Here is a 26,631-nt window from a genome sequence, read left to right as displayed (position 1 = left end):
CCACCCGCTATGACAAGCTCGCCGCCAACTTCCTCGCCATGATCCAGCTCGCCTCAATGCGCCTGTGGCTGCGAGCTTACGAGTCTACGGCCTAGATTAGCGCAAAGGATCCTGTCTGGACCCATCCGCGTTCGATCGATAATTTGCGATCTGCTAGCAAGGGGTTGAACATGACTCGTCCTTTCGAATTCCAGCCTCGCACGGCCGAAGAGAAAGCTGAACACGCGCTGCGCATCGCAGGTATCGAGCCCTATGGATCGCCGCGAAAGGTTTGGGTTGAGGACGGTCACGTGCTTGTCGAGAGTTATGACGGGAAGATTGTAAGTATGACGCCGGAAGTGGCGATCGACCTAGGTCGTACAATCAGCGAGGCCGGCACCGAATCATTGATCAACAAGGTCCTGGAAAAATCCGCCGAGACAGAAGCTGACGTCTCAGTCGAACCGGATCGACAGCGTTGATGCGCTTGGCCAGCGAACGCAACGTGGCAAAGATGCGGAAGTACGCTTGACCGCTGCGAGCCTGCAAGAGTTGGATAATCGAGTGATCTAGCCGCGCTTCGATGAGGATCGTGCTTCCTCTGGTTGCTTGTCAGATGATCGAGAAACCGGCGGGGCCAGCCGGTCGCTCGTGGTGAGGCACGATCCTCGCAGTATTTTCACAATCTCCCTTGAGGTCGCAACTTAGCGAACTGGGCGACGTTGACGATTTTATGAAACCGACTTTCCATAGTTTCGACAGTGGACAGGTCGGAAATTCCGGCACCGCGGCAAGTGAAACTCTCGATCGCGTCGTTGCGCTTAGCGAGGCCATCGGGTTTTCGGTGGCTGATGGCGTCCCGCCGCTAGGCGCCCAGCAGGTATTAACGCTGGCGCTTCTCCGCACCGGTCAGGAAGATCGGGAGGCTTTTCGCGAACTGTACGGACTCACGTGTTCGAAGCTGTTCGGCATTTGCTTTCGCGTCTGCCGCAGTCAGGCCGCCGCTGAGGACATGCTCCATGACGTCTACTTGAAGATCTGGAATCGGGCCGGCGCTTTTGATCCTGGCCGTGGCAGTGCAATTGCGTGGATGTCGACACTTGCGCGAAACCGCTGCATAGATTGGGTCCGTACCGAGTACGTCCGCCGATCGGTGCCCATCGAGGGCGCGTGGGAGATAGCAGATCCCACCCCGCTCATCAGTGAGGCAATGCTAGAAGGTGAATCCAGTGCGGGACTGCTGGCGTGCCTTGAAACGCTTAAGATCTGCGAGCGCGATGCTATCTATGGCGCCTTTTTTGGCGGTCTGACGCACGCAGATATGGCTGCAATGCAAGGCGTGCCGGTTAGCACGATGAAGAGCTGGGTTCGCCGGGGACTCCAGAAACTCCGCCAGTCAATTGATGACGCGGGACTCGACTTGCACCCGTAAAACTGACGGACCGACTGAGAAACGGGCGCTAGCCTGCAACATCGGAAGGCCAATTGCCTTCTTCAAGATTCACCGGCTCTTAGTATTCATCAATTAACCCTGGCCTTGGAGAAACGAGCATGCAGGGCGGATGCCACCCTGACCGACGAGATGCTCGACATGGTCAAGGGCATAGATCCGGCCTACCACGACACACTGCTCGCGTCTCTCCAGCCCAAGCGCGCGCTCCTTACCGACGATCTCGGCATCCGCGCGATCGCGCAGGAGGCTGGCGCGGCAAGCACCTGGACGCAGGCATTCGTGCAGGCCGGTCATTGTCCGGGCGGGATATCCCATCCGGAATACCGGTCGGTGGTGGCGGCGCTGTTGGAGCGGCATCATCGCTTTACCCAGATCGGAAACATGGAGGTGCTCGCGGAGCTTCTCGAATCCCGCTGGGTCATCAACGACCGCCTGAAGAGCTTCGCGCGTGTGATGACCGGTCCCGAGATCGATCGCAGCAGCGTCCCGAATCTTCTTGCCCGCCTGCTAGTCGACAGCAGCCGGCACGCCCCGAACGATCCCGGCCTCGCGGCATTTCACCGCGAATATGTCGTTGCGTGCCACACGGCGGGGCGACCCGACGACGTGGAAGAGGTTTACATGATGGCCGCCACCGCAGCACAGGAGTTACTCGCGGGCAGCATTAATCGCGTGACTTTGCCGCCGCAGCTTATGGCGACAACATATCTGCATTCGCCCGCCATCCTCACGCGCGCGGCCAGGAAGATTGCACTGCGTCAGGCGGAGAAGCTGATCACACGGTTGCGTGATGGCGGCCTGACCCTGGACGCTGAAGCACCATCCGGGTCTCGCCGGGTCGCAAAACGGTGCAAACAATGGCTACAACCCGTCGATTACAGATTAACGAAAGTGCGTTATTGCCCACTCTCGCTCCAAACCGGACAGGCCGCTTTCCACCCCTTTCGGCCATTCGCGCGAGATGAGCGGCGCTTGGTCGAAGCGCTGACGACCCGATGGCTCGACCAGAAACGTTAGAGATCACCCGTTCATTATGCGGTGTGGCTTGGGGGCTTCCGAATAAGCGGCTTTTCCGCTCGATTGCGGGTGGCGATGTCCACGCCTTCGAGTGGAAAGCGAAGTTCAACCCTTAAGCCAGGTAGGTTATCGCCAAACCGAAGGTTGGCGCGGTGAACGCGCGCGACCGCAGCGACGATGCTGAGGCCGAGCCCGCTGCCGACCGTCGACCGGCTCTCGTCGAGCCGCCGAAAGCGTCCCAGCGCCTCCTGAACCCGTTCGGCGGGAATGCCGCTGCCGCTGTCGGCGATCTGGAACCGCACGCCGTCCGCATCGCTGTCCAGGCGAACTTCGATACGCCCCCCCGTGGGCGTGAACTTGACCGCGTTGTCGAGCAGATTCGCCACCAGACGCCCAAGTAGCAGCCGCGACCCGGAAACCGTCGTGGGGGCCAGTGCGGCTGTGACGTTCAGCCCTTTCTCCTCGGCGACCGGCGCATAAAGTTCGAGCGCTTCGGCAACGATCGCGTTCAGCGCTACAGGCGCGAACGAAGCACTCCCAGCCGCTTCGGCACGCGCCAGACTGAGCATATCTTCGATCAGTTGCAGCATCGCGTCGAGGTCCGAGCGCGTTTCGGCGACGGCGTTGCGCAGGGTAACGTCTTTGCCGCTTTCCATTTCGGCCAGCTCGAGCCGCGCACGAATTCGTGTAAGCGGTGTCTTGAGATCGTGCGCCATTCCGTCCGTTGCCGCGCGCAGGGAATCGACCAGTCGTTCGACCTCGCCGAATGTCCGATTGATCGTCTCGGCAAGGCGATCATATTCGTCACCGCGTTGCGAGACCGGAACGCGCTCGCCCATCGACCCGCCGAGAAACCGCTGCCCGACGTCCGACACGAGCTTGACGAACGCAAGGCCGCGCCTTGCGTACCACCAGCCGAACAGCAGTCCGAGGGCACCCGTGGCGACCAGACTCCACAACAGTCCCGAGAGATAGCGTTCGCGCAACACACCTCGCTCGTCGGCGAAATCGCCGACGAGCAGGCGCTCACCGTCATCGAGTACGATCGCGCGCGCTTCCACCCAACGTCGGCTACTGATGCCGCGGGTGTTCGTCACCGCGGTTTCGAACCGATAGAAGCCGCCCTGCTGAATCGCCGCCGGCCAGCCGAGCAGATTGCCGACAATCGGCGTCCCATCGGACAAGGTGAGCAGGTAGAAGAATTCGTGGATGCGGGGAACGGACACTTGGCGCTGGATCGCTTGCGCGACGCCGGGAACGCCATCACTGCGGTAGCGCTCGACCAAGCCGCTGGCTTCATCATCGACGACCGCTGCCCGGCGGGCGTCGATAGTCTGTGTCGTCTGGACGTATTGCAGCGTCAACGCGACGCTGGTGGTAACCAGCGCGATCAGCGTGATCCACAAAGCACCGCGCCATGCAGCACTGCGCGCCGGCGGCGGGTCAGGCCGCATCGAGCCGATATCCCGCGCCGCGCACTGTTCGCAGCATCGGAGGTTCGCCCGCGCCGTCGATCTTCGCGCGCAAGCGGCTCATATGGACGTCGATCACGTTCGTCCCTGGATTGAAATCATAGTCCCAGATGGCCTCGGTCAGCATCGTCCGCGTAACGACCTGGCCTACATGTCGCATGAGATAGTCGAGGAGCTGGAACTCCTTGTTCAGCAGCTCGATCGAACGGTCGCCGCGTTGTGCAGTGCGGGCGAGCAGGTCTAGGCTCAGGCTCCCGACCGTATGCCGGGTCTCGGCGCCCGGCCGATCGTCACGCCGCCGCACAATGGCCTCGAGCCGCGCGATGAGTTCCTGAAAAGAAAACGGCTTGGGAAGATAATCGTCTCCGCCCGCGCGCAGCCCGGCAACGCGATCACTCACCTCGCCGAGCGCCGACAAGAGCAGCACCGGGGTACGGTTGCCTTGCGACCGGAGCGCCTGGAGCACGGCCATACCGTCGAGTTGCGGCAAATTGCGGTCTAGAACGATCGCGTCATAATCGTGTGTGAGCGCGGCCGTCAGCCCTTCGACGCCATCCGAGGCGACGTCGCAGCTATGCCCGAGTTCGCTCAGTCCGCGCCGAACGTAGTCAGCGGTCTGACGATCGTCTTCGACGAGCAGCAGCTTCACGCAAAGCCTCCGGGGAACGAGATGCGGAGGACGCCGGCCGTCCCCCGCTAGACCCGCTCGAGTACGAACCGGTCAGCTATTGTGCTCGCCGCCGATCCGCAAGTCGAGCGCGACCTGACGTCCGTCGCGCACGACGGTGATCGGCACGCGCGCGCCGACCCTGGCATCGGCGACCATGCGCGAGAATGCGCGCGTGTCCTTGACCGACCTGCCATCGAACGAGCGCACGACATCGCCCTGCTTGACGCCGGACAGGGCGGCCGGGCTGTCGATACCGACATCGGCGACCAGCGCACCAGCAGTGCCCTTCATCTGCATCGTATCGGCAATGTCGGGGGTCACGTTCTGCAAGGTGACACCAATATGGCCCCGCGCGACGCTGCCATGCGCGACGATCTGATCGGCCACCCTCCGGGCCATCATTTCCGGAATGGCAAAGCCGATCCCGACGTTACCGCCAGACGGCGAGAAGATCGCGGTGTTCATGCCCACCACCCGGCCATAGCCGTCGAACAGCGGTCCGCCGGAATTGCCCGAGTTGATCGCGGCATCGACCTGGAGGTAATCGTCATACGGTCCGTTGCCGATGTCGCGGCTGCGCGCCGAGACAATGCCCGCGGTAACGGTGTTTCCAAGACCGAACGGGCTGCCAACCGCGAACACGCTGTCGCCAACGCGGATTCGGTCGCTGTCGCCCCACTCGATTGGACGAAAGTCTCCCCTGCCCTCGATCTTGACCACCGCTACGTCGGTCTTGGGATCCTTGCCGAGCACTCGGCCGTCATATTCCTTGCCGTCGCTGAGCTGGACCTTCACCTGCGTCGCACCGTCGACGACATGGTTGTTGGTCAGCACGATTCCCGATTTGTCGATGATGAAGCCCGAGCCCAGCGCGCCCTGCAATGGCGCCTGCTGCGCACCGCCCCGACCACCGGGCGCGAATTGCGGTCCGAAGAAGCGCCGCAGCTGTTCTCCCAGACCTTCCTGATCGTCCCCTTCGCCGCCATACGCCATCTGCTGCATCTCGGCATGTTTCATGACCTTGATCTGCACAACGCTTGGCCCGACAGCTGCCACCATGTCGGCCAGACCGTGCCGCTGGCCATCACGCAAGGGAGCGACCGCCGGCGCTACCACGCCGCGGGTGGGCGTCGCCGCCTCGGTCAGGGCCAGCGCGCCCGTCGCGCCGACGCCTGCCCCACCGGCAAGCAGAATTGCAGCCAATGCCGGCCGCGCGAAGAGGTTCGAAAGTGGCATCGCCTACCCCGTAAATTGAAGAACAGTGTCAGGGTCTATGCGCGACACCGAACATCAGCCTGTGGCGCACATTAATAATTTTTAACGTGGGCTTTTCGGCTGGATATCGGGCCAAGATCCGCGCTCGAAGCGGAGCCAACGCGTGTGTCACTCGTTCGATTGGTATGACTTTGACCAAAACCCGTTTCGCGCTGCGCACTTCATTGGCGGTGCTGCTTCTGACGACCTGCACATCGAGCCCAGCTGCCTTGCGACCCACTCCAAAGTTGGCGCATCCCGTTGCCACGCAACCCGACTCGTTCGAGGCGACGGCGACGGACACTCGCAGACGCGCTGCGTCCGGGCACCGCGCGCGACGGCTGGCGTGGTCGGACGCGAACCTGGCGACATTCCGCGACGTGCTCGGCGACCGGGCGGCGCACGGGCTCGACCGTATCACGTTCCTCCCGCCGTCGATCGATGACGCTGCGGCCGCCGGGCGCGATGCCGCGCTGACCCGTAGCGCGCTGCGCTACGCCACCGCACTGGCATCGGGCGCGGTCGACCCGAAAAGTCTGCATGCCTTGTACGATATCCCTAGGCCGCAACCAAACCTTCGGGCCGGCCTCGCGGCGGCGCTACGCCAGGGGCAACTGCGAGAATGGTTCGCCGGACTAGCACCACAGGACACGGAATACCGCCAGCTCTCGGAAGCCTATCTGACGTTTCGGCAGGACGCGCAGTATCGCGCGACGCCCGCCATCACCGTGTCCGGGGCGCTACGGCCGGGCGATCATGATGACCGCATGGACGCGATCGTCCAGCACCTGACTGCCGGAGAGTATCTCGGTGACCCGCCGACGAATGGCGCATCGCCCAGCGACCCGACATTGTACGGCGAGCCGCTCGTGGCTGCGGTGAAAGCGCTTCAACGTGACTACGGCATCGTCGAAGACGGCATCATCGGGGAGAAAACGTTGGCAATCCTCAATCTCCGCCCCGGCGACCGCGCAAGGTCGCTTGCGGTAGCGATGGAACGCCGTCGATGGCTGTCGCGCACGCCTCCCCCGACCCGGATCGATGTCAATGTGGCGGCGGCCCGGCTCTCTTATTATCGCAATGGAACACTCGTCGACGAGCGCAGGGTGATCGCGGGGCAACCGGGCAAGGAAACGCCGCCGCTCCTCGCGCCGATCTATCGGCTGGTGGCCAATCCGACCTGGACGATCCCGAAGTCGATTCAGAATGGTGAGATGGCGCATGTCGGCGCAGCGTACCTCCGACAGAATGACATGGTGCTCCGCAATGGCTGGATCGTTCAGCAGCCGGGCCCTCACAACGCGCTGGGTGTGGTCAAGTTCGACATGAAGGACGACCAGGCGATCTATCTTCACGACACTTCGAACCGCGCCTTGTTCGCGCGCAGCCAGCGCCATCTAAGCCATGGGTGCGTCCGCGTCGAGGACGCGCCTGCCTTCGCCGAGCGCCTTGCCGACGACGAAGGGATTGGCGAGCGCTGGCGCGCGGCGCAGGCATCGGGCCAGCACCGTTTCGTGCCCCTGCCGCACGAGATTCCCGTGCGGCTGCTGTATCACAATGTTTTTGTCGATCAGCACGGCGGCCTCGCCTTCCGCACCGATCCTTATGACTGGAACCCCGCGGTGGCGACCGCGCTCGGCTTTGGCGAGGGCACGCATATGAAAGCAAAAGCCGAGCCGATCGACGTCGGGCCATGACAGCCATGTTCCCGACGTTGCTCGACACGCTCGCCACCGTGTCGATCGCGCTGGGCGCGCCTGCGCTATCAGTATAGCACTCGATGACATCCGCCGTCCGCAGCCGATCTGGATCATAAATTTCGTGTAGCCACTGACGCTGGTGTTCGGCCAGCGTGGTGTGGCTGGCAGGCTATTGCGCCTGGGGCCGCGCGTCGATCGACGCTGACACTCCGACATGCGAGCCGCCTTTTCCAATTATCGTCGACAAGGCCACCAGCCATTGCGGCGCGGGGTACGCTCGGCGATCTGATCGCCGAGTGGCACGTCTTCGTCTTTCCGACGATCGCGGTGTGGTTCGGGTGGCACAACCTGTTCGCGGGAAGGACCTTTGCGGTACGGGTTTCCGATTTCCTGATCGCGCTAGGGCTAGGCATGATCTTTCAGTTTTTCAGCACCGCGCCGATGCGGCACCTGTCACTCGGCGCGGGACGACGCCACGCGCTCCAAGGCCGACATCCCTTCGATCGCGGCGTGGCACGTCGGCATGTACGGGGTCATGGAGCTGCTGCAGTCTGGTTGGTTCGCGCACGCTGTCGGCGGGTTCGCACCGGTCGACAGCGCGGGATTCTGGTTTGCGATGCACGTCGCGATGCTCGCCGGCTTCGCCACCGCCTCTTCGGTCAACTGGCTCCTGATCCGCATCGGCTGGAAAGAAAAGATGTAAGGCCGCGGCGCACCGCGGCCCTAGCAAGTACCACCTGCCCCGTATCGCAGGCCTGCGCGGGCTTAGGGCGTCGCGGTCGCAGGGGTGGTCGTCGCCGCTGCGGCGGCAGGGGGCGCTGCCGCGGCGGCGGTGGCAGCGGCATCCAACGCACTCGCGGTCATGCCGATCGTCGGCCCGTTTGCGCCGGCGGCGAGGCCAGCGCGCGGGATTTTGACCAGCTTGCCCGTCGTCAGCTTGAGCGTGGCGAACTGATCGTCGATCGCGGAGATAGTGCCGACCGGCGCCCCCTGAGAACCGACGACCGAAGCACCGGGAACGAGCTTGGTCGCGGCGTCGGCAAGACTCCTGTCGATCGAGTCGTTGAGCTGTGCTTGCGTCATACCGAGCAGCAGCCTGCCCTTGTCCTGCGCAAAGGAGGTCTTGGCGATCTGCACACTGTGCCGGTCGGTCTTGACTGTGACCGAGGTGCCGTCGAACGCCGTCACCGTCCCGATCAGCCCGCCGGCTGATCCTTCGACCCGCATCCCCGGCACGATCGTCGTGGCTTGCTGCGCCATCGCGCTCGCCGGCACGGCCAAGGCCAGTGCGAGGGCCGCGTAAAAGCCTGATTTCGGGATTATATTCATAAACAATGTCCTTCGATTGTTGATGGCGGTCTATGAGGCCCGGGGGGTCTCGACCGAGGATTAAGCGACAGGCGTCACGACATCACGTTCGAGCGGATCAGGCGCCTTCACCGAAGCGATGGCCGCCGTTGGAGCGCTTCTCGCCCCCGGCAGAATCAGACGGCGACACCAGCCCGACGGCAGCGGTCAGCGCGCTGAACAGAAGCAGCGTCTGCGCAAGTTCGTTGGTTCTCAACCAGGGATAGCTCAGCACCAGCACAAGCACGAAGGCGAGCACGGGTCCCCATTGCGGACGATGGACCAGCTTGAATGCCGTCCAGAAAAGCCAGGCGACCCCGCCCGCGCCAAGTGCTCCGCCCGCAGTGGCAAGGGCCATTGTCAAAACCAAGTGGAGGACATCCATGACTCACTCTCCTTTCGGACCGGAGCGTGGGTGCAGCGAACGACTCGCTTCGTGTCCTAACTATAATATATATCGCAACACGATATAATTCAAGGGTCGCCTGGCGGCGCTGACTGTTCAGAGACGGTTGAGGATCGTGGTCAAAGTTTCGCGGATGCGAACGGCTTCGGCACGATGGACGGTCGACATCTGCGTAAGAATGGTCGTCGCTGTGGGCGTCAACGCCAGCACTGACCGGCGCCGGTCCTCCTGCGCGCTCTGCTTGGAGAGAAGGTCGAGCGCGACGAGCCGGTCAACCAGTTCGCTCGCGCTGTGCGGCTGGATGAAGAGCTGCTCGCCAAGATCGCCGATGCCCATCGTCTGGCCTGGCGCCGCACGGATCGCCAGCAACGCCTGATGCTGTTGCGGGGTGAGGCCCAACCCCTTCGCCGCCTGTTCGCTAAACTGAAGGAAGCGCCGCAGCTCGTATCGAAACGCGGCCAGCGACTCATAGTCGGCCTGGGAAATCGGGGGGGCGACGGTTCTGCTCATGCCGACGCGGTACCGAAGCGGGCATAGCGGTGCAATCCGGCCGGCACCATGCTCCCGTTTCGCGCCCTATTGTGCAGGTCGGAACCGGAGCGCCGCACCACCGTTCGCATGAGCATCGAGGATCAGGTTCCCGGCCCCCGCGCGTACCACTCCTTCGCGTCGATCAATCGCAGTATAACCCGCGCCATCGCTCCAGCTATCGACGCGCCACCGCCCCTTGCCCAGAAAGGCGAGCGGGACCGCTAGCCGGCGCGCTTGCGCATCGTTGAGCACGCCAACGAACCAGTCGCGACCCTTGCGTCGCGCGACGATGATCGAGCGGCCGAAGGTGCCGCCGAGTGCGCGCGTCTCGTCCCATGCGGCCGGCACGAGCTTGAGGAAATCGGCGCCGGGAACCGGGCGGTGCGCGGCGTCCTCATACGCCGACGGCGCATCGGCAAGCATCATGAACGGGCTCGGATAGACGACAAACAGCGCGAGCTGTTGCGCGCGCGTCGTCATCACCATCGGCCCGATCGAGCGCTCCTGGAATTGCGCCGGCGCTAAGTTTCGGAAGCCGCCCGGCGTGTAATCCATCGGACCGACGATCGCGCGGGTGTAGGCGGCACGGACATTGTACCCCGAGGTCACCTTGGTCGACCAGCGATTGTACTCGAGCCCCATCACGCCCTCCTGGGTGAGGAAATTGGGATAGGTGCGTGCGAGCCCGCGCGGCACCATCGCCGCGTGCAGATCGACCATCAGATGATGCTTCGCCGCCTCGGCGAGCAGGCGGTGATAGAAGCCGACGATCTCCTGGTCCTGGCGATAGATGAAATCGACCTTGATCCCGGCGATACCGAGCCGTTCGTACAGCGGCAGCGCCTGCGCCATCTGTTTGTCGAGCGTCACCCAATTGGTCCAGAGCCACAGCTTCACGTGTCTGGCACGGGAATAGCGGACGAGTTCGGGGATATGCACGCCGACGGCATTGCGCGTTATGTCGGCATTGGGCTTGTTTACGCTTTCGCCCGGCGGGCGCCACGCCCAGCCCTTGTCGATCATCATATAGGGAAGGCCGAAGCGCCCGGCGAAATCGATGAACACCTTGTAGGTCGCGTCATTGTGGCCCGCGTTCGGTACGCTCGGGGCAAGCGAACCGGACCACCAGTCCCACGCCGCCTTGCCCGGCCGGACCCAGCCCGCATCGGCAACGCGCGACGGGCCGGCGAGATCGTCGACCAGCGTCGAGGCGATCAGATCCTCGGGCCGGTCGGCGAGCATGACGACGCGCCAGGGCGTCACGACCGCACCGTGCGGGATCATCACCGGCGGCGCCTTGGGGTGCGCCGGGTTGGGCGTCAGCCGCAGCCGCACGCCGCGTCTGTCCTCGGTTCCGGCAAGATAGGCGGCAGCGAAATTCTCGATCCCGCTTTCGGTCAGCGCCAGCGTCTCCCTGCCATGGCCGGTGCGGCAGACCAGCGGAATATCGTACAGACCATTGGGTGCCAGCGCGCTCGCCTTGACCGGCGTGTAGTCGCCCTCATGGCTGTTCTTCATTTCGTAATGCCGCACGGCAAGGCACGCACGGTCCTGCGGGAAGCGGAACTGCGTGCGATCGGCCGTGATCGCGACCTGATCCACACCCGGCTGCTGCGGCACCACGATCCGTACTGCCGCGCCCTGATCGCTGACCCGCGCTTCCAGATCGAAGCGCCGCACCGGCGCATGGCGACTTTGCACATGCACCGTCATCGTCGTGAAACGCGACTGCACCGGGCCGGCGCGACCCGGCATGGCATAGCGTTCATCCCGCTGGCCGTGATCGACCGCCGTCACTGTGAGGTCGTCGAAGCGTACGGCGGTGCCGCGCGCGGTCATGGCCAGCGCGAGCGTCGAAGGCGCGATCATATCGCGGCCATCGCGGCGCACGCGAAACAGCGGGCTGCCGTCGCGCGCCAGTCCGATCGCCAAGGCAATGTGCCCATCGGGCGACCGGGCGACCTGCGAACGGGCGACGATCGGCTTTTCGCAACCAGTCAGCAGGAAGACGCACAAAAGTGCGCAACCCGCCGGTATACGGATCGCCAAGACGGCCTCCTCGTTAAAATTCGAGCGCCCCGCTACGCGATCGTGCGCCGCTTGACGAGAGGCTGCGCGCGCTGGATCGATCGCTGAGCGGCCGCCCCTAGCGTTTGCGAACGGTAAAGCGTGTGGCAAGAAGGGAGCGTCTCTTCACCCAGCGCTCCCCCAGCCGAACGCCACAAGACAGGAAGCAGCGATGGACTGGCACAGTTGGCTCGCGGATAGCGGCCTCACCATCCCGAATTCCCCCGACGTGGAATCGCTGATCGTTGCCGTCGTGCTGATCGCGGGAGCGATCGCGATCGGGTGGTTCGCCGGACATCGCGCCGCCCCGCCGCTTTCCGACCGGCTGAAGCGGCTCGGCGGTCGCGCGGCGGCGTTCCCCGAAAAGGTCGTCGCCGCGATCATCCAATATGGCGTGATCTCGCTCTTGCTTTTGGTCGTTGGCAACTCGGTCGCGCTCAGCTCGCTCGCCCTGATGCTGCTGGCGGTGGCGCTCGGCATCGCAGTCGGTCGTCTCGTCCACCGCATCGGCCGCACCGCAGGCTTGGGCAAGGGTACGGCGACGATCATCGCGCTCTTGGCACTCGTCGCGGCCACCGCCGCGACGCTCGGCGGGATGCAGCCGCTGATCCATGGGCTAGACGGCATCGGCGTTTCGGTCGGCAAGCACCGCATCACCCTGCTTGCAGCGATCAATGCGATCGTCATCATCGCGCTGCTGTACGTCGTCGCGAAAGCGGCAAACCATGTGCTCGTCCACCTCATCGGCCGGGCGAGCAGCCTCGATCTCGCGCAACGGGTGCTGGTGCAAAAGCTGGCCGGGCTCGGCGTCGTCGTGGTGGCGGTGCTGCTCGGTATCGATCTGCTCGGCATCGACCTGACCGCACTTACCGTCTTCTCCGGCGCGGCCGGCCTCGCGATCGGCTTCGGCCTGCAAAAGACCTTCGGCAACCTGATCGCCGGGCTGATTCTGCTGATGGATCGTTCGATCAAGCCGGGCGACGTGATCGTGGTCGGCGACACGTTCGGCTCGGTCGGCAAGATCGGGGTGCGCGCGGTGTCGGTCGTGACGCGCGACGGCAAGGAACATCTCATTCCCAACGAACAATTGATGACCGAAGCGGTGGAAAATTGGTCCTATTCCGACAGGAACGTGCGCATCCACATCCCGGTCGGCGTGGCCTATGGCTGTGATCTGGCGCTAGCGCAGAAGTTGATGATCGAGGCCGCGTCGGCAGCGCCGCGCGTGCTCGACACGCCCAAGCCGTCTGTCTGGCTGAAGGGCTTCGGCGACAGCTCGGTCGATCACGACATTCTGGTGTGGATCGCCGATCCGGAGTTGGGCGTCGGCAACGTCCGTTCGGACATCCTCAACCGGCTGTGGCGCCTGTTCGCGGACAATCAGGTCGAACTGCCCTTCCCACAGCGCGACATTCATGTCCGCTCGATGCCCCCGCCCGCCCCGACCGAGAGGTAGCGCCCCAGCAGGCGCACTTTCGTTTAAGACCGCTATCCCTCCGCGGGCGCTCCGGCCAGCGCCGCAACCAGACACACCGCACCGACGAGCACAAACCCGATCCGCGCGGGCAAGCCGCCCTTCCCCGTCCGCAACGACACCCATAGTGCCAGCACGGCCTGCATCGCGTAGAACAGCGCGAACGCGCGCGATGACAGAGCGATCACCGAGAAAGGATCGGTCAGCCATACAACCGCGATCGACAAGGCGCTCGCGGTGATGAAGGCGCCCCGTACGCCGAGTTTGCGCCGCGACACCTCGACCATCAGGCCGCCCGACCCTATCGAGTCGGCGATCGCCGCACTCAACTGGCTCGATACCGCCCCGATCAGCACGAAGATCCCGAGCGCCGGCGCAACCAGCTCCATGATGTCGAGGATCCCAGCCACGCCTTCAGCGTGCTGCGCCTCGCGCAGGAACGGAGTCAGCAGCGCGAGGAAGGCGAGATAGATTGCGGAGGACAACCATTGCGCGTGACGCATCGTCCGTACCCGCGTCGCCTGGTCGTAGCTGTCGCCCATGTAGCGTGACGTCTCGAAGCCTTGAACCGTGATGAGCAGCCCGAGCAGCAACGGGAGTCCGCTCCACGACAGCTTCGTCGCGGGCAAGTCGAGCGGCAAACCGGTACGAGTCGCCCACCACAGGCCCAGCCCCGCCAGCAATCCGGCGATGATGCCGAGCTTCACCGACACGCTGGCGTGGGCGGCATGCTCGATCTTGCGGATGTCGCCCGAAAAGGTGAGCGTGGTGAGCGCGACGATAATGACCGTGACGACGATGTTGGCGACCAGACCGTGCCATTCGGGCGCAATAGCGAGCGGCTTCATCGTGAATTCGGCGAGCAGTTTAAGATAATAGGCGACCGAGACGGCATAGGCGATCGCCAGCATGACCTGAGCGGCGCGCATCGCCCAGGCCATCGGATCGTTGAGCGACAGCTGGGGCGCAATGTTCTCGACATGGATGATGTTGAAGCGGATCACCGCACCGACGGCATAGGCAATCGCGAGCAGCGCGGCCATCGCGAGTATCGCGGCCGAGCCGAATTCGCGCGCGAGCAGCGGCCCGCAGATCAGGAATCCAGAACCGATGATCGAAGCGAGCGGTGTCACCGTTGCGCGCCACGTGGTGGAATGCGAAAAACGGGTGAACGTCAGCAGTGTGGTGACGCAGACCGCCGCGAGGATCGCGATCGCGACGATCATGCGACCCCCTCGCGGCTGCGCCGCTGCACTTGGTGTCGCGCTGCACCGCGGTCCGCGCAGCGGCATCGGCCGAGCCCGCCGGTGACGAACAGTCCAGCATGGGGCATCGTAGCTCTCCTCGTCATGCCGTACCGCCGACCGAGCCGGTCGCGGCGCGCAGGCGGCGTTTATAGTCAGGCTCGGTGAGCGCACGGCGCACCGTGTCCACGCTCTTCTTGACGCGCTGCAGATTGAAGCCGCTGAGCGCAGGCTCGGCAAGTCCCTCGAGCACGTCCACATAGTGCGCGACGGTCGCCACCCGATCGGGATCGTCACATTCGAGCGCGATCTCTGCGAGCGTATCGAGGAAGCGCAAAGCCGCGACCATGTCGCCCGCGCTGTATTGCGCCAGCGCGCCGAACGAGCGCGCCATGAAGGTCTCGAAGGTTTCGGGATGCGCGATCACGCGCAATGCGCCGTCCTTGTCGACGCGCAGATGAGACGGCAGATCCCGCTTCGCCAGATCGCACAGCGCCGCCCCAATCCAGTCCATGCAGGTGACTGCAGTGAACGGGTCGTTGACGCCGGGCGAGAGCGCGCGCGCCGCGATCTCGACCAGCTCGTCGATCAGGAAACGCAAATCCTGAAGCGCAGTGCGCCGCGCACCGACCGAGAACGCATTGCGGATCGCGACCCTCGCGTCTTCGTCACAGCATTCGGGCGGCCATGCTTCGACGAGCGTGCGCCCGACATGCGTGAAGTCGCCCGCCTGGTATTGCAGCCGCAGCACCAGATCGTGCTTGCGCGCCTGCTCGATCAAGGCCGTGCCGTCGACCAGCTCGATATAGCCGGTTTGCTCGGCCACGATGCGCAAGCTTCGCTCGGGCTCGGCGGCGCTGGCGTCGGGGCGGAACGGCTCGGGGACTGCGGTGGATAGCGCCTGCCGCGCGTCCTCGGGCCGCGCATCACCGATGAAGCGCGGAAAGCGGTTGCCGATCTCCTTGATGAGCCGTTCGCCGATATCCTCGATGACGCTGTTAATATGAATCTTGCTCGGCACATGGTGGATGAAGAAGATCAGCACCGCGATCGAGCAGATCGCCAGCACGACGGCGACCAGCAGCGCGAGGTTGGGCACGAAGCTGTAGCCCCCGCTCTCCTCGGCCGAACGGATCGTGCGCAGCACCACCAAGCAATAGAGGAAGGTGGCGATGAACGTGCCGAGCGTGACCTGATTGCCGCGGTCGCGCATGAAATTGGTCAGCAGCCGCGGACCATATTGACCCGAGGCATAGACCACCGCGGCGATCGTCACGGAAAAGACCGTACCGGCCACCGTGATCATCGATCCGCCGATTGACGACAGCATCTGCCGCGCGCCGTTGGGGTGTGCGGCGTACAGCCAGCCGACCCGTTCGATCCAGGCCGACCCCGCATAGCCGTCGATCACGATCATCAGCACCGCGAGGACGACCGCGGCGAAGGCCATGATCGTCGGCACGAACCAATAGCTCGCGCTCAGCGTATCTCCGATCCGAAGCAACCAGCTCTTCATAGGGCAGCTGGCTGCCTCGTGGTGCGGGACGAGGCGGCGTCAATCGATTTTGCGAGCGGCGCGGGCGAGCGGTGCATCGACGCTGTCTTTCTCAAAAAAAGGGGCGACATCGCGTCGCGCGAATGAGCTCTTCTGATAATGTCCCGCCTGTCGCTTCGTTCCGCAAACGTATCCGTTCTTCAGGCCCGCGGCCGAACGATCGCATGAAAAGACCGACGATGTGGGAGATTTGGGCTTTCACAGCGTTCGGGCTAGATCGGCCAGCCGGCTACCGCCTGGCGCCGGGCGAACGCCTGTCATGTCCACGCTACCTCTCCGGAGAATGGAATGCCTGATCCTCGGCCGATGATCGACGTCGAACGCCCCGCAAGCCCTCGGCTCCAGCGATTTCGGCTGTACCGCTGGTGGCGGATGGCCGTCGTCCGACCTGTCGACCATGAGCGCGTGGTCGATCGCATCGTGGAGGAGAGCGGCTGGTCGAGCCGCTACGCCTTCATGACGATGATGTCGGCCGGGATCGCGGTCCTGGGATTGTTGCTTTCGTCGCCTGCCGTCGTGATCGGCGCGATGCTGATCTCGCCGTTGATGAACCCGATTCTCGGTCTCGGCTTCAGCCTCGCGCTCTTCGACTTTGCCGAGTTGCGTCGCTCGCTGACGGCATTGGCGATAGGCTCGGTCATTGCGGTCGCCTTCACCGCGCTGATCGTGCTCTGCTCGCCACTCAAGGCGCCGACTGCCGAGATCCTGGCGCGGACGCGCCCCAATCTGTTCGATCTGCTGGTCGCGCTCTTCGCGTCGCTCGCCGGCACCTTTGCAATCATCCGGGGGCGCGGCGAGACGATCGTCGGCGTGGCGATTGCGACCGCGCTGATGCCGCCGCTGGCAGTGGTCGGTTACGGTCTGGCGACGGGCAACATGGCGGTGCTCGGCGGAGCGCTCGCGCTGTTTGCCACCAACTTTCTCACGATCGCGCTTTCGGCGACCGTGATGGCGCGCTTCTACGGCTTCGGCCATTATCTGTCGGGCACGCAGAGCTGGGCGCAAACGATCGTCCTGATGCTGGTCTTCGTTGTGATGGGCGTCCCGCTCGCGGTGTCACTCGGCCGCATCGCGCGCGAAACCGTCACCGCGACGCAAGTCCGCTCGTTCCTCAACGGCGCGTTCGGTGCAAACGCGCGGGTGACCCAGCTCGATATCGATTTCGATAGGACGCCGATCGCGGTACGATCGGTGGTGATCGCCCCCCGCACCAACGCGAAGGACAGCAGCGCATTGCAAGCTCAACTTGCCAAGCGGCTAGCCCGCCCCGTCAAGCTCCAGCTCGACCAGGTGCTGCTCGATCCTTCGGCCGGCGCGCTCGAAACCCAGCGCGCCGAGCTCCGGCAGGCGACCGACACCGCCGCAGCGGAGGATGCCGAGGCCGCCCGCATCGTCGGGCTTGTGGCGCTCGCGGCCGGCGTGCCCGCCGAGCAAGTGACGCTCGACCGCGATCATCACCGCGCAACCGCTACCGCGGCGCCGCTGCCGGGCGCGAACCCCGACACCTTCCGCGTGCTCGAGCAGCGCGCCGCGCTCGCCGCGGCGGGATGGCAGATCACGATTGTTCCGCCGCTCGCGCAATTGCCCGCAATCCGTTTCGCCTCCAATGTCGATACGCTCGACGCGGCGGCGCGCGACGCGGTGCTGCTGTCGATCTGGGAAGCGCGGCGCTGGAACATCGCATCGCTCGCGGTGCCGGGGCTTCCCGGCAGCGACACTCCGCCGGCCCGACCGACGCTCAACCAGCGCCGCGCGCTCGCCATCGCCACGCTGTTGCGCGCAAACCATATGACTGCGGTGCCCGGCGCAGGGGGCGGCCAGGTCGTGACGCTGAAGGCGGGCGGGCAATGAGCGGCCTGGCCATCACGCCATTCGACGCTGCGGCGATCCTGATCGTGCTGGCGGCGGCGCTTGGCTATCTCAACCGGCGTTTCCTTGGATTGCCGCCGTCGATCGGCCTGACGGTGGTGGGCGCGGTCGCTTCGTTGATGGTGGTCGGGCTCGACCGGTTGCTGCCGGCCAGCGCGGTCAGCCACGACATTGTGCGGTTCATCGCCGGCATCGACTTCCACACTACGCTGATGGCCGGGATGCTGTCGTTTCTGCTGTTCGCCGGCGCGTTGCACGTCGACTGGACCGAGATGCGACGTGGGCGCTGGCCGATCCTAATCCTCAGCACGGTCGGAGTAATACTGTCGACCGTGCTCATCGGGCTCGGGTTCCAGCTCATCGCCAGCCTGCTCGGTATCGCCATTCCGATCGCCTGGTGTCTGGTGTTCGGCGCGCTGATCAGCCCGACCGATCCGGTCGCGGTGATGGGGATCATGAAGGAAGCATCGGTTCCGCCGACGCTGCAGGCGACCGTGGCGGGCGAAAGCCTGTTCAACGACGGGGTCGGCGTCGTTGTGTTCGCGATCATTCTCGCCGCCGCGCTGAGCGGCCAGCCGCTGTCGGTCCCCGCCGCCGCCGAGCTGTTCGCGGTCGAGGCAGGCGGCGGCATCCTGCTCGGCCTGGCGACCGGATGGCTCGCCTACAAGGCGATGCGTTCGATCGACGATTACAAGGTCGAGGTGATGATTAGCCTGGCGGTGGTGATGGGCGGCTATGCTCTCGCAAGCCGGCTGCATGTCAGCGGACCGGTCGCGATGGCGGTCGCCGGGCTGATCATTGGCAATCAGGGCGTGGCTCATGCGATGAGCGACACGACGCGCGACTATCTGCTCAAATTCTGGGCTTTGATCGACGACATTCTCAATGCGGTGCTGTTCCTGCTGATCGGGCTCGAAGTGGTGACGATCCCCGCCGACGTCCGGCTGATCGTGCTCGGGCTCGCCGCGATCCCGCTGGTGCTGATCGCGCGCGCGATCTCGGTGGTCGGTCCTCTCCTGCTGATGCGGCCTTTGCTGTCGCTCGGCAAGCTCGCGCCGATCACGCTGATCTGGGGCGGGTTGCGCGGCGGCATCTCGGTCGCCTTGGCGCTGGGGTTGCCGGATGGGAAAGCGCGCGCCTTTGCGCTGGCGGCGACCTATATCGTCGTGCTCTTCTCGGTGATCGTACAGGGCGGCACGATCGAGCGCGTGATCCGCTGGCGCTCGGGTACATCCGCGTGAGCCCCGCCCTGCTCAGCGCGCTGATCCTGGTCGGTGCGCTGCTGCTGTTCGTGTCGGAAACGGTGCGGCACGATCTCGTAGCGCTTCTCGCTTTGTTGGCGTGCGTGGCGGTCGGGCTGACCAAGCCGGCCGATGCTTTTGTCGGTTTCGCGGATCCAGCCGTGCTGGCCGTCGCCGCGATCCTGGTGGTGGGCCGCGCGATCGAACTCTCGGGGATCGCCGCCGAGATCGCCCGCGTGGCAATTCCGCCACGCCCCGGATTCACTGTGCGAATGACGATGCTGCTGGTCGTCGGCGCGTTCCTTTCGGCGTTCATGAACAACATCGCCGCGCTGGTCATCACCATGCCGATCGCCGCCGAGATCGCGCGCGATGCGAAGCGCCCGCCTGCGGTCACGCTGATGCCGCTCGCCTTTGCGACGATCCTCGGCGGGATGACCACGCTGATAGGGACGCCTGCCAATCTCATACTGTCATCGGTGCGCGAGAAGGAACTCGGCGCGCCGTTCGGCTTCTTCACGATGGCGCCGGTCGGGGTCGCGGTTTCGATCGTCGGACTGTTCTATCTGGCGCTCATCGGATGGCGGTTGCTGCCGATCCGCCAGTCTGCACGGCACGCGGCGCGGCCACCCTGGCGGGTCTACGAGCTTGCCGCGGAAGCCCCGCTTGCGATCGCCGCGATCCTTCCCAGACTGCGCGCAGCCTCGGTGCGCCTGCTCGCGATCTTCCGCCACGGCGAGCGGGTTACCACTGCGGGTACTATCGAGCCCGGTGATCGCCTGCTGGTCGTATCGCGGCACCAGCAATGGACCAGCGCGGCCGCGACCGGACTGAAGGCCGAGACCGATCCGGCCGCTACGCCCGACGCGGTAACGGCGCGCGTCGCGGTCGCGCACGGATCTTTTCTGATCGGCCTCTCGCACGAGGCTGTACGCATCCGCAGCGCAGAGCAGTTGCACGTCGTTGCGGTCGGTCCGCGCGCGGCGCGGCGCAAGGTGCCGCTCGCGACGCTACGGATCGAAGCCGGCGACCAGCTCTATGTCCGCGGCTTGGCCGCGCACCTTGCGACTTTTGCCAGCCGCGCCCGCTTGCTCGAGATCGACCGTCTCGACATGATCCCGCTCACGCGGCGCCGCGCATTGCCGATCGTCGCAATCTTCCTTGCCTCGATTCTCGCGATCGTCGTCTTCGGCGCGCCGCCCGCACTCGCATTCCTCGCCGCCGCGGTGCTGCTCGCCGCTACACGCCTGATCCCGACCGACGAAATCTATCGTTCGATCGACTGGAGCGTGATCGTCCTGCTCGCCGCCATGATCCCGGTCGGGCACAGCTTCGAGACAAGCGGCGCCGCCGCTATTGCCGCCCACTGGCTCGGGACGACGCTCGCCGGTTTGCCGTTGTTCTGGGTGATCGCGGCGCTATGCAGCGTGACGATGTTGCTCTCGATCTTTCTCAACAATGTCGCCACCGCGATCATCATGGGCCCGCTGGCGAACGATGCGGCGCATCTGCTGGGCGTGCGCCCCGATGCAGCCCTGCTCGCGGTACTGATCGGTGCCTCCGCCGATTTCCTGACGCCGATCGGCCACCAGAACAATCTGCTGGTGATGGGGCCGGGCGGCTATCGCTTTACCGATTATGCCCGGATGGGCGCGTTCCTGGTCGTGATCGTTATCGTAACAGCGGCGGCAACCCTCTCGATCGGGTATCGTTGAGCATGGCGCGCTCCGCTTCGTCACAGCGAGTGGTGGCCTACTGGCGTCGGCGCCGCGCGAGCCACATTGATCCTTCGCTTGTGATCTTGCACCGCCGCGTCGCGACCGGGGTCGGCGCAGTGTTGCTGGGTTTGGTCGCGCTCGGGTTTGCCAAGGCGGGTGACCTCGCGCAGCACGCCTTTGCGCGGCTTGTCGCTATATGGCCTTTTGCGCCGCTTGTAACGACGCCCGCCTTGTTCGCCGGCGTGATGTTCCTGACCTCGCGCTGGGCGCCCGACGCGCGCGGCTCGGGGATCCCGCAGGTGATCGCATCTACCCGCACGCCGGAAACTTCCGCGCGCGGCCCGCTCGTTTCGATGCGCACCGCGGTCGCCAAATTTGGTCTGACGATCACGATGCTGTTCGCCGGCGCATCGGTCGGTCGCGAAGGGCCAACGGTCCAGATCAGCGCCGCGCTGATGGTCATGATCCACCGGGTGTTTCGTGTCCCGATCACTGCCGGCGTTCTGATCGCCGGTGGTGCGGCTGGGGTGGCCGCGGCGTTCAACACCCCGCTTGCCGGTGTTGCTTTCGCGATCGAGGAGCTGGCATCGGCCTATGAGCAGAAAGTCGCAGTGTTGGTGATGGCCGCGGTGATGATTGCCGGTCTTGTCAGTCTCGGCATCGCTGGCGATTATGTCTATTTCGGCGCTATGAAGCAAACGCTGGCGGTTGCTGCCATGCTGGTCATTTGTCCGGTCGCGGGCGTTCTGGGCGGTCTCGCCGGGGGGCTGTTCACGCGCCTGGTGCTGTCGTTCGCCTTTCCAACGCACCCGCTGCTAGCGCGGCTCCGCTCGCGACCTGTCGTGTTCGCCGGGAGTTGCGGCCTGGTCGTCGCGATCCTCGGCATAGGTACCGGCGGCGGAACCTGGGGTACCGGATACGAAACCACCCGCTCGCTGGTCGAGGGTTCTGGCGCAACCTTGTGGTTCGGCCCGGCCAAGGCGCTGGCGACGTTGGCGACGACGCTCAGCGGCACGCCGGGCGGTATATTCGCGCCATCGCTTGCGGTTGGTGCGGGCGTCGGCAATCTGCTCACGCCAATTTTCCCGGGTAGCCCATCAGGCGCTGTCGTGTTGCTCGGCATGGTCGCCTACTTCACCGGAGTTGTACGCGCGCCGCTCACGGCCGTCATCATCATCAGCGAAGCCACCGCCAGCCGTGGGATGATCGTTCCGCTGTTCGCAACGGCGCTGATCGCTGACGGGGTCAGCGCGCTGGTCTCGCGCGAGCGTCTTTATCACGGTCTGGCAAAGCCCTTTTTGCCGGCCGTAAAAACCCACGCCTCTGTCGAAGAATAAAACTTCCCGTGGCCCGCCACTTACGTTCGCAAGACGGTGTGAGCTGCTTTCGATTGCGACGCGTTTTACCAAATTTCGCTCGGCACCGCCGACCAGCGTTACGCTGAGCGCAAGGTGATCAGCGCGCATGGCAATTGTTTGCGCATTCCTCGGCGTGGGTATTCTCCAGGCGGCGACATCGGGATGGGAGTGGTGGAGACCATGGTTTGCGTTCGGCATGAGTACACAGGTGGCAAGCCGATCAAGGCCATCGCGCGGGGTCTTTGATTGTTGCGCACGGTCGTGGACAAGGCGATCCGGGCGCCGGAAGGTTTGTTCGACCGTCATCACTCGGTGCCGCCGTTGCCGCGGATCAAACCGTTCCAAAGTTTTCGTCCGTGCACCGCCTGCACCGAACGCCCCGGTGCAGGCGGCACAGTCTCGCTCTACATCATGCGACCGTGCAAGTTGGCGATGATCACAATAATTCCCGCGACCATGAGAATGATGATCAGCGTCGAAAACAGGATCAGCAACAGGTCGTCGCGGGAGGATCGTCTGAGGCTGACGTGCAGGAAACACCGGATGTGGACGATCATCTGGACCAGCGCGAGACCGAATACGAGAGCCAGCGTCGTGCGGGCCGGGAAGCGCGGCCAGTGCACCGCGGCAAACGCCGCACCGGTCAGCGCGAGCGCCAGTGCATAGCCGATCGCATAGGTCCGGATTTCGCGACGTTTCTCCCGGCGGGAATGGGCTTGCGGCGAGGTCATCGGATCAGCCCCTGCAGATAGACGACCGAGAAGATCGCGATCCAGACGATATCGAGGAAGTGCCAGAACAGCCCGAGCCGCAGGAGGTTGATCTTCACCCGCGCATCGCGCCCGAAGATCAGCACCTGCACCATCATCACGATCAGCCACAGGCACCCGGCCAGCACATGCACGCCGTGCAGCGGGACGAGTGCGAAGAACGACGATAGGAACCCGCTGCGCATCGGCACCGCGCCATCGCGGATCATCGTCGCCAAATCTTGGAGTTCCAGGCCCAGGAAAGCGAGGCCGAGGATCAGCGTGGCGGCAAGCCAGCCGAGCAGCACTCGGTTCGACTCGCCGTGCTTCATCGCGATCGAGCCCATGCCGAAGGTGAAGCTGCTCGTCAGTAGGATGACCGTCTCGGCGAAGGTCGGGCCGATCTTGTACGCGCTGGCAGCGGTCGGCCCGCCGACGGTCGCGCCGAGCATCGTGCCATAGACCGCGAACAGCAGCGCGAAGGTGACCGCGTCGCTCATCAGGAATATCCAGAAGCCGAATACCTCGGGTTCCGCCTGGTCGTGCGTTTCCTGGTCGGTGGCGCCGAGATTGATGCCGGCGTGCCGCATGTCGCCGGCGCTCATGCCGTCACCTCGGCGAGGCCCTGATTGGCCGGAGTCGTCTCATGATGTCGGGAGATCGGTCGTGCCGCGGCGATCGCGTGGTGCCAGCGGTCCTCGATCCGCGCGACGTCGGCGGCAGGAACGATGCGTTCGACGTCGCGGATGAAGCTGCGGGCGATCACGGTGGCGACGATTCCCGCAAGGCATAGCAGCGCCAGCCACCAGATGTGCCAGACCAGACCGAACGCGAGCGCCGCCCCGAGGATACCGGTGGCGGGGCCGACCACGCTGTTGCGCGGGACGGCGATATCCTCATACGCGGCTGGGACTGCGTAGCCGCCGCCGTCACGCTTGCCGTCGTAGAATGGGTCGCGGCTATCAACCACCGGGATCACCGCGTAGTTATACTCCGGCGGCGGTGCGGACGTTGACCATTCGAGCCCGCGCCCGTCCCAAGGATCGCCAGCGAATACGCGGTTGTCGTCACGCTCGCGGATGCTGACCCACAGCTGCACAAACAACGAGGTCAGTGCCGCGAGCAGGATCAGCGCGCCGACGCCGGCGATGTAGAGCCACGGTCGAAACGCCGGTTCGAAGAACGCTTGGCTTCGCCGCGCCGCGCCACCCGCGCCGAGCACGTACAGTGGCATGAAGGCGAGATAGAAACCGAACACCCAACAGCCGAACGCGATCCGTCCCCATTTCTCGTTCAGGCGGAAACCGAACGCCTTGGGAAACCAGTAATGCGTGGCCGCCAGCATGCCGTACAGCAGGCCGGGAATGAGCATGTTGTGGAAATGCGCGACGAGGAACAGCGTGTTGTGGACGAGGTAATCGAGCGGCGGAAACGCAAGCAAGATACCGGTGAACCCGCCGAGCACGAAGGTCATCATGAAAGCGAGCGAGTAGAGCATCGGTACGGTGAAGCGCACTTCGCCGCGGAACATCGTCCAGATCCAGTCGTAGATCTTGACGCCGGTCGGCACGCCGATCGTCATCGTCGCGATCCCGAACACCGCGTTCAAATTCGCGCTCTGCCCCATGGTGAAGAAGTGATGGACCCAGACGGTGAACGACAGCACCGCGATCGCCATGGTCGCCAGCACCAGCGAGGTGTAGCCGTACAATTCCTTCGACGAAAAGGTCGACACCACCTCGGAATAGACGCCGAAGGCGGGCAGGATCAGGATATAGACCTCGGGATGACCGAACAGCCAGAACAAATTGGCATAGTTCATCATGTTGCCGCCGAGGTCGTTCGTGAAGAAGTGAAACCCCAGATAGCGATCGAGCGCGAGCAGTGCGGTCGCCACGGTCAGCGGCGGCATCGCAAAGATCATCAGGATCGACGTGCACAGCGTCGTCCAGCAGAACAACGGCATCCGCATCAGCGTCATGCCGGGGCAGCGCATCTTGTAGATCGTCACCGCGAAATTGAGCCCCGACAGCGTCGAAGCGATCGATCCCAGCGTCACTGCCCAGATCCAGTAATCCGGACCGACATCGGGGCTGAAGGCGAGTTCGGTATAGGGCGGATACCCGGTCCAGCCGCCGGTCGAGAAGCGCCCGATCACCAACGATACCATCATCAGCCCCGCCGCCCCGCCGGTGAGCCACAGGCTGATCGAATTGAGCAGCGGAAACGCCACGTCGCGCGCGCCGATCTGGAGCGGCGTGACATAGTTGATGATGCCGGTCAGGAACGGCATCGCCATGAAGAATATCATGATGCTGCCGTGCGTGCTGAACAGCTGCGCGAAATGATCGGGTTCGACAAAGCCGGGCGCGTTCACCGCCGATGCCTGCTGCATCCGCATCAGCACCGCCTCCGCCAGCGCGCGCGCGAGCATAACGAAGGCGAGCACGACATACATGACGCCGATCTTCTTGTGGTCGAGGCTGGTCAGCCACTCACGCCACAAATAGCCCCATTTTCCGGTCACAGTGATGAGCGTGATCACGCTTGCCGCACCGAGCACGACCATCATTGCCGCCCCTGCCCCGATGATCTCGTTGACGGTCGGGTTTTGCCACGCGCGGACGAACGCCAGCGCGTTCCAGGTGAAGCGGCCGAGCAAAGCTGGCCAGATGCCGTCGGTCATCGTGTCTTTTCCGGGATTTGGGCGACGATATGCGAGAACAGGTCGGGCGGCGTGGACGCGTAAAATAGCGGCCGGGCGATCACGGATCGCTTGGCGAGCCGGGCATAGCGCGCTGCGTCGAGCGGCTGACCGTTTGCGCGAACGCGGTCCATCCATTGCCGATAGTCGGCGGTTGGACGCGCAACGACGGCAAACTTCTGATTCTGGAAACCGGCGCCGTTGAACTGCGTGTTTTCACCGCGAAAAATGCCCGGACGGCTTGCCGCGAAATTCAGCTGAGTAGTCATGCCGGCCATCGCATAGATCTGGCCGGCGAGCTGCGGCACCATCAGCGACTGCATCACGGTCCCGCTCGTCAGGGTGATATGGACGGGTCTGCCGACCGGAATATCGAGTTCGTTGACGGTCGCGATCCGCGCGTCGGGGTAGATGAACAGCCATTTCCAGTCGAGCGCGACCGCCTGAATCTCGAGCGGAGGCTGTGCCGATGGGATCCGGCGATACGGATCGAGCGCGTGCGTGTACGTCCACAAGACGATCGCCAGCCCGATCACGATCCCCACCGGCGGGAGCCAGATCAGCGCCTCGATCCACCAGGAGAAGTCCCATTTCGGCTTGAACGCGCTGTTCTTGTTCGACAGCCGGTAATGCCACGCCATGATCGGCGTCAGCAGCAGCACGGGGCCGGCGACGAACACCAGCACCGCGCCGACGATGAGATACAGATGCCACTGGCTCGCCGCGACCGGCCCGGCATGGCCGACCACGCCGAGCCTGAGCACGTCGCAACTCGATAGCAGCACGGGCGCCAGACAACCGATTGCGCGTCGCCAGGGTATCG

General features: G+C 64.5%; 23 protein-coding genes and 1 pseudogene. 11 read left to right on the top strand and 13 right to left on the bottom strand.

The features are described 5' to 3' along the window. The 4 genes and pseudogenes from ABIB28_RS06125 to ABIB28_RS06110 all read left to right on the top strand — a co-directional run. Window positions 1–95, top strand: a pseudogene (locus tag ABIB28_RS06125) (IS5/IS1182 family transposase); the annotation flags it as partial. A gap of 75 nt (window positions 96–170) precedes the next feature. Next, window positions 171–461, top strand: coding sequence for a hypothetical protein (locus tag ABIB28_RS06120; protein WP_354287111.1), 291 nt, complete (start codon window positions 171–173; stop codon window positions 459–461). A gap of 251 nt (window positions 462–712) precedes the next feature. After that, on the top strand, window positions 713–1,411 hold the full coding sequence (locus tag ABIB28_RS06115; RefSeq protein ID WP_354287109.1) for a sigma-70 family RNA polymerase sigma factor: 699 nt from the start codon (window positions 713–715) through the stop codon (window positions 1,409–1,411). A 150-nt stretch (window positions 1,412–1,561) separates the two neighbouring features. Continuing rightward, entirely contained in the window at window positions 1,562–2,449 is an 888-nt protein-coding gene (locus tag ABIB28_RS06110) for a hypothetical protein (RefSeq protein ID WP_354287107.1), read from the top strand. Between the two features lie 14 nt (window positions 2,450–2,463). On the opposite strand, the gene ABIB28_RS06105 is transcribed toward ABIB28_RS06110, so the two are convergent. From ABIB28_RS06105 to ABIB28_RS06095, 3 genes are all read right to left on the bottom strand, one after another. Next, complete coding sequence (locus ABIB28_RS06105) at window positions 2,464–3,855, bottom strand: sensor histidine kinase (RefSeq protein ID WP_354287105.1); 1,392 nt, start codon at window positions 3,853–3,855, stop codon at window positions 2,464–2,466. Between the two features lie 37 nt (window positions 3,856–3,892). Beyond that, window positions 3,893–4,570: a response regulator transcription factor gene (locus tag ABIB28_RS06100; protein ID WP_354287103.1), complete on the bottom strand. Its 678-nt coding sequence runs from the start codon at window positions 4,568–4,570 to the stop codon at window positions 3,893–3,895. Between the two features lie 72 nt (window positions 4,571–4,642). Continuing rightward, the gene (locus tag ABIB28_RS06095) at window positions 4,643–5,827 is read right to left on the bottom strand and encodes a trypsin-like peptidase domain-containing protein (protein ID WP_354287101.1); all 1,185 of its coding nucleotides are present in this window, start codon (window positions 5,825–5,827) and stop codon (window positions 4,643–4,645) included. 266 nt (window positions 5,828–6,093) lie between these two features. On the opposite strand from ABIB28_RS06095, the gene ABIB28_RS06090 reads away from it, so the two are divergent. Beyond that, on the top strand, window positions 6,094–7,542 hold the full coding sequence (locus ABIB28_RS06090) for a L,D-transpeptidase family protein (RefSeq protein WP_354287099.1): 1,449 nt from the start codon (window positions 6,094–6,096) through the stop codon (window positions 7,540–7,542). A gap of 538 nt (window positions 7,543–8,080) precedes the next feature. After that, a complete protein-coding gene (locus ABIB28_RS06085) occupies window positions 8,081–8,248 on the top strand; it encodes a DUF4396 domain-containing protein (protein ID WP_354287097.1) in 168 nt (55 codons plus the stop codon). A gap of 62 nt (window positions 8,249–8,310) precedes the next feature. On the opposite strand, the gene ABIB28_RS06080 is transcribed toward ABIB28_RS06085, so the two are convergent. The 4 genes from ABIB28_RS06080 to ABIB28_RS06065 form a co-directional block, all read right to left on the bottom strand. Further along, window positions 8,311–8,874 (bottom strand): hypothetical protein, encoded by a 564-nt coding sequence (locus tag ABIB28_RS06080; protein WP_354287095.1) that lies wholly within the window; start codon window positions 8,872–8,874, stop codon window positions 8,311–8,313. Window positions 8,875–8,971: 97 nt separating this feature from the next. After that, window positions 8,972–9,277, bottom strand: a complete 306-nt coding sequence (locus tag ABIB28_RS06075; protein ID WP_354287093.1) for a hypothetical protein — start codon at window positions 9,275–9,277, stop codon at window positions 8,972–8,974. Window positions 9,278–9,394: 117 nt separating this feature from the next. Beyond that, window positions 9,395–9,808, bottom strand: coding sequence for a MarR family winged helix-turn-helix transcriptional regulator (locus ABIB28_RS06070; protein WP_354287092.1), 414 nt, complete (start codon window positions 9,806–9,808; stop codon window positions 9,395–9,397). A 66-nt stretch (window positions 9,809–9,874) separates the two neighbouring features. Beyond that, window positions 9,875–11,845, bottom strand: a complete 1,971-nt coding sequence (locus tag ABIB28_RS06065; protein ID WP_354287133.1) for a glycoside hydrolase family 97 protein — start codon at window positions 11,843–11,845, stop codon at window positions 9,875–9,877. Window positions 11,846–12,068: 223 nt separating this feature from the next. On the opposite strand from ABIB28_RS06065, the gene ABIB28_RS06060 reads away from it, so the two are divergent. After that, a complete protein-coding gene (locus ABIB28_RS06060) occupies window positions 12,069–13,352 on the top strand; it encodes a mechanosensitive ion channel family protein (RefSeq protein WP_354287090.1) in 1,284 nt (427 codons plus the stop codon). A gap of 32 nt (window positions 13,353–13,384) precedes the next feature. Here ABIB28_RS06060 and ABIB28_RS06055 read toward each other — a convergent pair whose 3' ends face one another. Next, window positions 13,385–14,596 (bottom strand): Aq_097 family APC-type transporter, encoded by a 1,212-nt coding sequence (locus ABIB28_RS06055; protein ID WP_354287088.1) that lies wholly within the window; start codon window positions 14,594–14,596, stop codon window positions 13,385–13,387. A gap of 121 nt (window positions 14,597–14,717) precedes the next feature. After that, window positions 14,718–16,130: a DUF2254 domain-containing protein gene (locus ABIB28_RS06050; protein WP_354287086.1), complete on the bottom strand. Its 1,413-nt coding sequence runs from the start codon at window positions 16,128–16,130 to the stop codon at window positions 14,718–14,720. Between the two features lie 327 nt (window positions 16,131–16,457). Here ABIB28_RS06050 and ABIB28_RS06045 point away from each other — a divergent pair, with 327 nt between their 5' ends. Genes ABIB28_RS06045 through ABIB28_RS06030 form a run of 4 tightly spaced genes read left to right on the top strand, consistent with a single transcriptional unit; the run spans window position 16,458 to window position 22,334 of the window. Beyond that, a complete protein-coding gene (locus tag ABIB28_RS06045; protein ID WP_354287084.1) occupies window positions 16,458–18,020 on the top strand; it encodes a DUF389 domain-containing protein in 1,563 nt (520 codons plus the stop codon). After that, complete coding sequence (locus ABIB28_RS06040) at window positions 18,017–19,279, top strand: cation:proton antiporter (RefSeq protein WP_354287082.1); 1,263 nt, start codon at window positions 18,017–18,019, stop codon at window positions 19,277–19,279. Before ABIB28_RS06045 ends, ABIB28_RS06040 begins: the two co-directional genes overlap by 4 nt. Next, window positions 19,276–20,994 (top strand): SLC13 family permease, encoded by a 1,719-nt coding sequence (locus tag ABIB28_RS06035; protein WP_354287081.1) that lies wholly within the window; start codon window positions 19,276–19,278, stop codon window positions 20,992–20,994. Before ABIB28_RS06040 ends, ABIB28_RS06035 begins: the two co-directional genes overlap by 4 nt. A gap of 2 nt (window positions 20,995–20,996) precedes the next feature. Continuing rightward, window positions 20,997–22,334 (top strand): chloride channel protein, encoded by a 1,338-nt coding sequence (locus ABIB28_RS06030; RefSeq protein WP_354287132.1) that lies wholly within the window; start codon window positions 20,997–20,999, stop codon window positions 22,332–22,334. Window positions 22,335–22,759: 425 nt separating this feature from the next. On the opposite strand, the gene ABIB28_RS06025 is transcribed toward ABIB28_RS06030, so the two are convergent. From ABIB28_RS06025 to ABIB28_RS06010, 4 genes are read right to left on the bottom strand one after another with little or no spacing between them, the layout of a single operon-like run. After that, window positions 22,760–23,086: a cytochrome o ubiquinol oxidase subunit IV gene (locus ABIB28_RS06025; protein ID WP_354287079.1), complete on the bottom strand. Its 327-nt coding sequence runs from the start codon at window positions 23,084–23,086 to the stop codon at window positions 22,760–22,762. Then, entirely contained in the window at window positions 23,083–23,709 is a 627-nt protein-coding gene (locus ABIB28_RS06020; protein ID WP_354287077.1) for a cytochrome c oxidase subunit 3, read from the bottom strand. The genes ABIB28_RS06025 and ABIB28_RS06020 overlap by 4 nt, the downstream gene beginning before the upstream one ends. Further along, entirely contained in the window at window positions 23,706–25,790 is a 2,085-nt protein-coding gene (locus ABIB28_RS06015; protein WP_354287075.1) for a cbb3-type cytochrome c oxidase subunit I, read from the bottom strand. Before ABIB28_RS06015 ends, ABIB28_RS06020 begins: the two co-directional genes overlap by 4 nt. After that, window positions 25,787–26,593, bottom strand: coding sequence for a COX aromatic rich motif-containing protein (locus tag ABIB28_RS06010; protein WP_354287073.1), 807 nt, complete (start codon window positions 26,591–26,593; stop codon window positions 25,787–25,789). Before ABIB28_RS06010 ends, ABIB28_RS06015 begins: the two co-directional genes overlap by 4 nt. Window positions 26,594–26,631 lie beyond the last annotated feature (38 nt).

The sequence above is a fragment of the Sphingomonas sp. UYEF23 genome, from assembly GCF_040546165.1.
In the GTDB taxonomy this organism is placed as follows: domain Bacteria; phylum Pseudomonadota; class Alphaproteobacteria; order Sphingomonadales; family Sphingomonadaceae; genus Sphingomonas; species Sphingomonas glacialis.
Note: the sequence above shows the minus strand (reverse complement) of the source record. Positions and strands in the feature narration are given on the sequence as shown.

Bases quoted from the DNA above. Each gene is read 5' to 3' on its own strand.
- ABIB28_RS06095 (WP_354287101.1), bottom strand. From the start codon at position 5,827: ATGCCACTTTCGAACCTCTTCGCGCGGCCGGCATTGGCTGCAATTCTG.
- ABIB28_RS06080 (WP_354287095.1), bottom strand. From the start codon at position 8,874: ATGAATATAATCCCGAAATCAGGCTTTTACGCGGCCCTCGCACTGGCC.
- ABIB28_RS06015 (WP_354287075.1), bottom strand. From the start codon at position 25,790: ATGACCGACGGCATCTGGCCAGCTTTGCTCGGCCGCTTCACCTGGAAC.
- ABIB28_RS06060 (WP_354287090.1), top strand. From the start codon at position 12,069: ATGGACTGGCACAGTTGGCTCGCGGATAGCGGCCTCACCATCCCGAAT.
- ABIB28_RS06020 (WP_354287077.1), bottom strand. From the start codon at position 23,709: ATGAGCGCCGGCGACATGCGGCACGCCGGCATCAATCTCGGCGCCACC.
- ABIB28_RS06070 (WP_354287092.1), bottom strand. From the start codon at position 9,808: ATGAGCAGAACCGTCGCCCCCCCGATTTCCCAGGCCGACTATGAGTCG.
- ABIB28_RS06120 (WP_354287111.1), top strand. From the start codon at position 171: ATGACTCGTCCTTTCGAATTCCAGCCTCGCACGGCCGAAGAGAAAGCT.
- ABIB28_RS06075 (WP_354287093.1), bottom strand. From the start codon at position 9,277: ATGGATGTCCTCCACTTGGTTTTGACAATGGCCCTTGCCACTGCGGGC.
- ABIB28_RS06025 (WP_354287079.1), bottom strand. From the start codon at position 23,086: ATGACCTCGCCGCAAGCCCATTCCCGCCGGGAGAAACGTCGCGAAATC.
- ABIB28_RS06115 (WP_354287109.1), top strand. From the start codon at position 713: ATGAAACCGACTTTCCATAGTTTCGACAGTGGACAGGTCGGAAATTCC.
- ABIB28_RS06040 (WP_354287082.1), top strand. From the start codon at position 18,017: ATGAGCGGCCTGGCCATCACGCCATTCGACGCTGCGGCGATCCTGATC.
- ABIB28_RS06085 (WP_354287097.1), top strand. From the start codon at position 8,081: ATGGAGCTGCTGCAGTCTGGTTGGTTCGCGCACGCTGTCGGCGGGTTC.
- ABIB28_RS06110 (WP_354287107.1), top strand. From the start codon at position 1,562: ATGCTCGACATGGTCAAGGGCATAGATCCGGCCTACCACGACACACTG.
- ABIB28_RS06045 (WP_354287084.1), top strand. From the start codon at position 16,458: ATGCCTGATCCTCGGCCGATGATCGACGTCGAACGCCCCGCAAGCCCT.
- ABIB28_RS06030 (WP_354287132.1), top strand. From the start codon at position 20,997: ATGGCGCGCTCCGCTTCGTCACAGCGAGTGGTGGCCTACTGGCGTCGG.
- ABIB28_RS06055 (WP_354287088.1), bottom strand. From the start codon at position 14,596: ATGATCGTCGCGATCGCGATCCTCGCGGCGGTCTGCGTCACCACACTG.
- ABIB28_RS06050 (WP_354287086.1), bottom strand. From the start codon at position 16,130: ATGAAGAGCTGGTTGCTTCGGATCGGAGATACGCTGAGCGCGAGCTAT.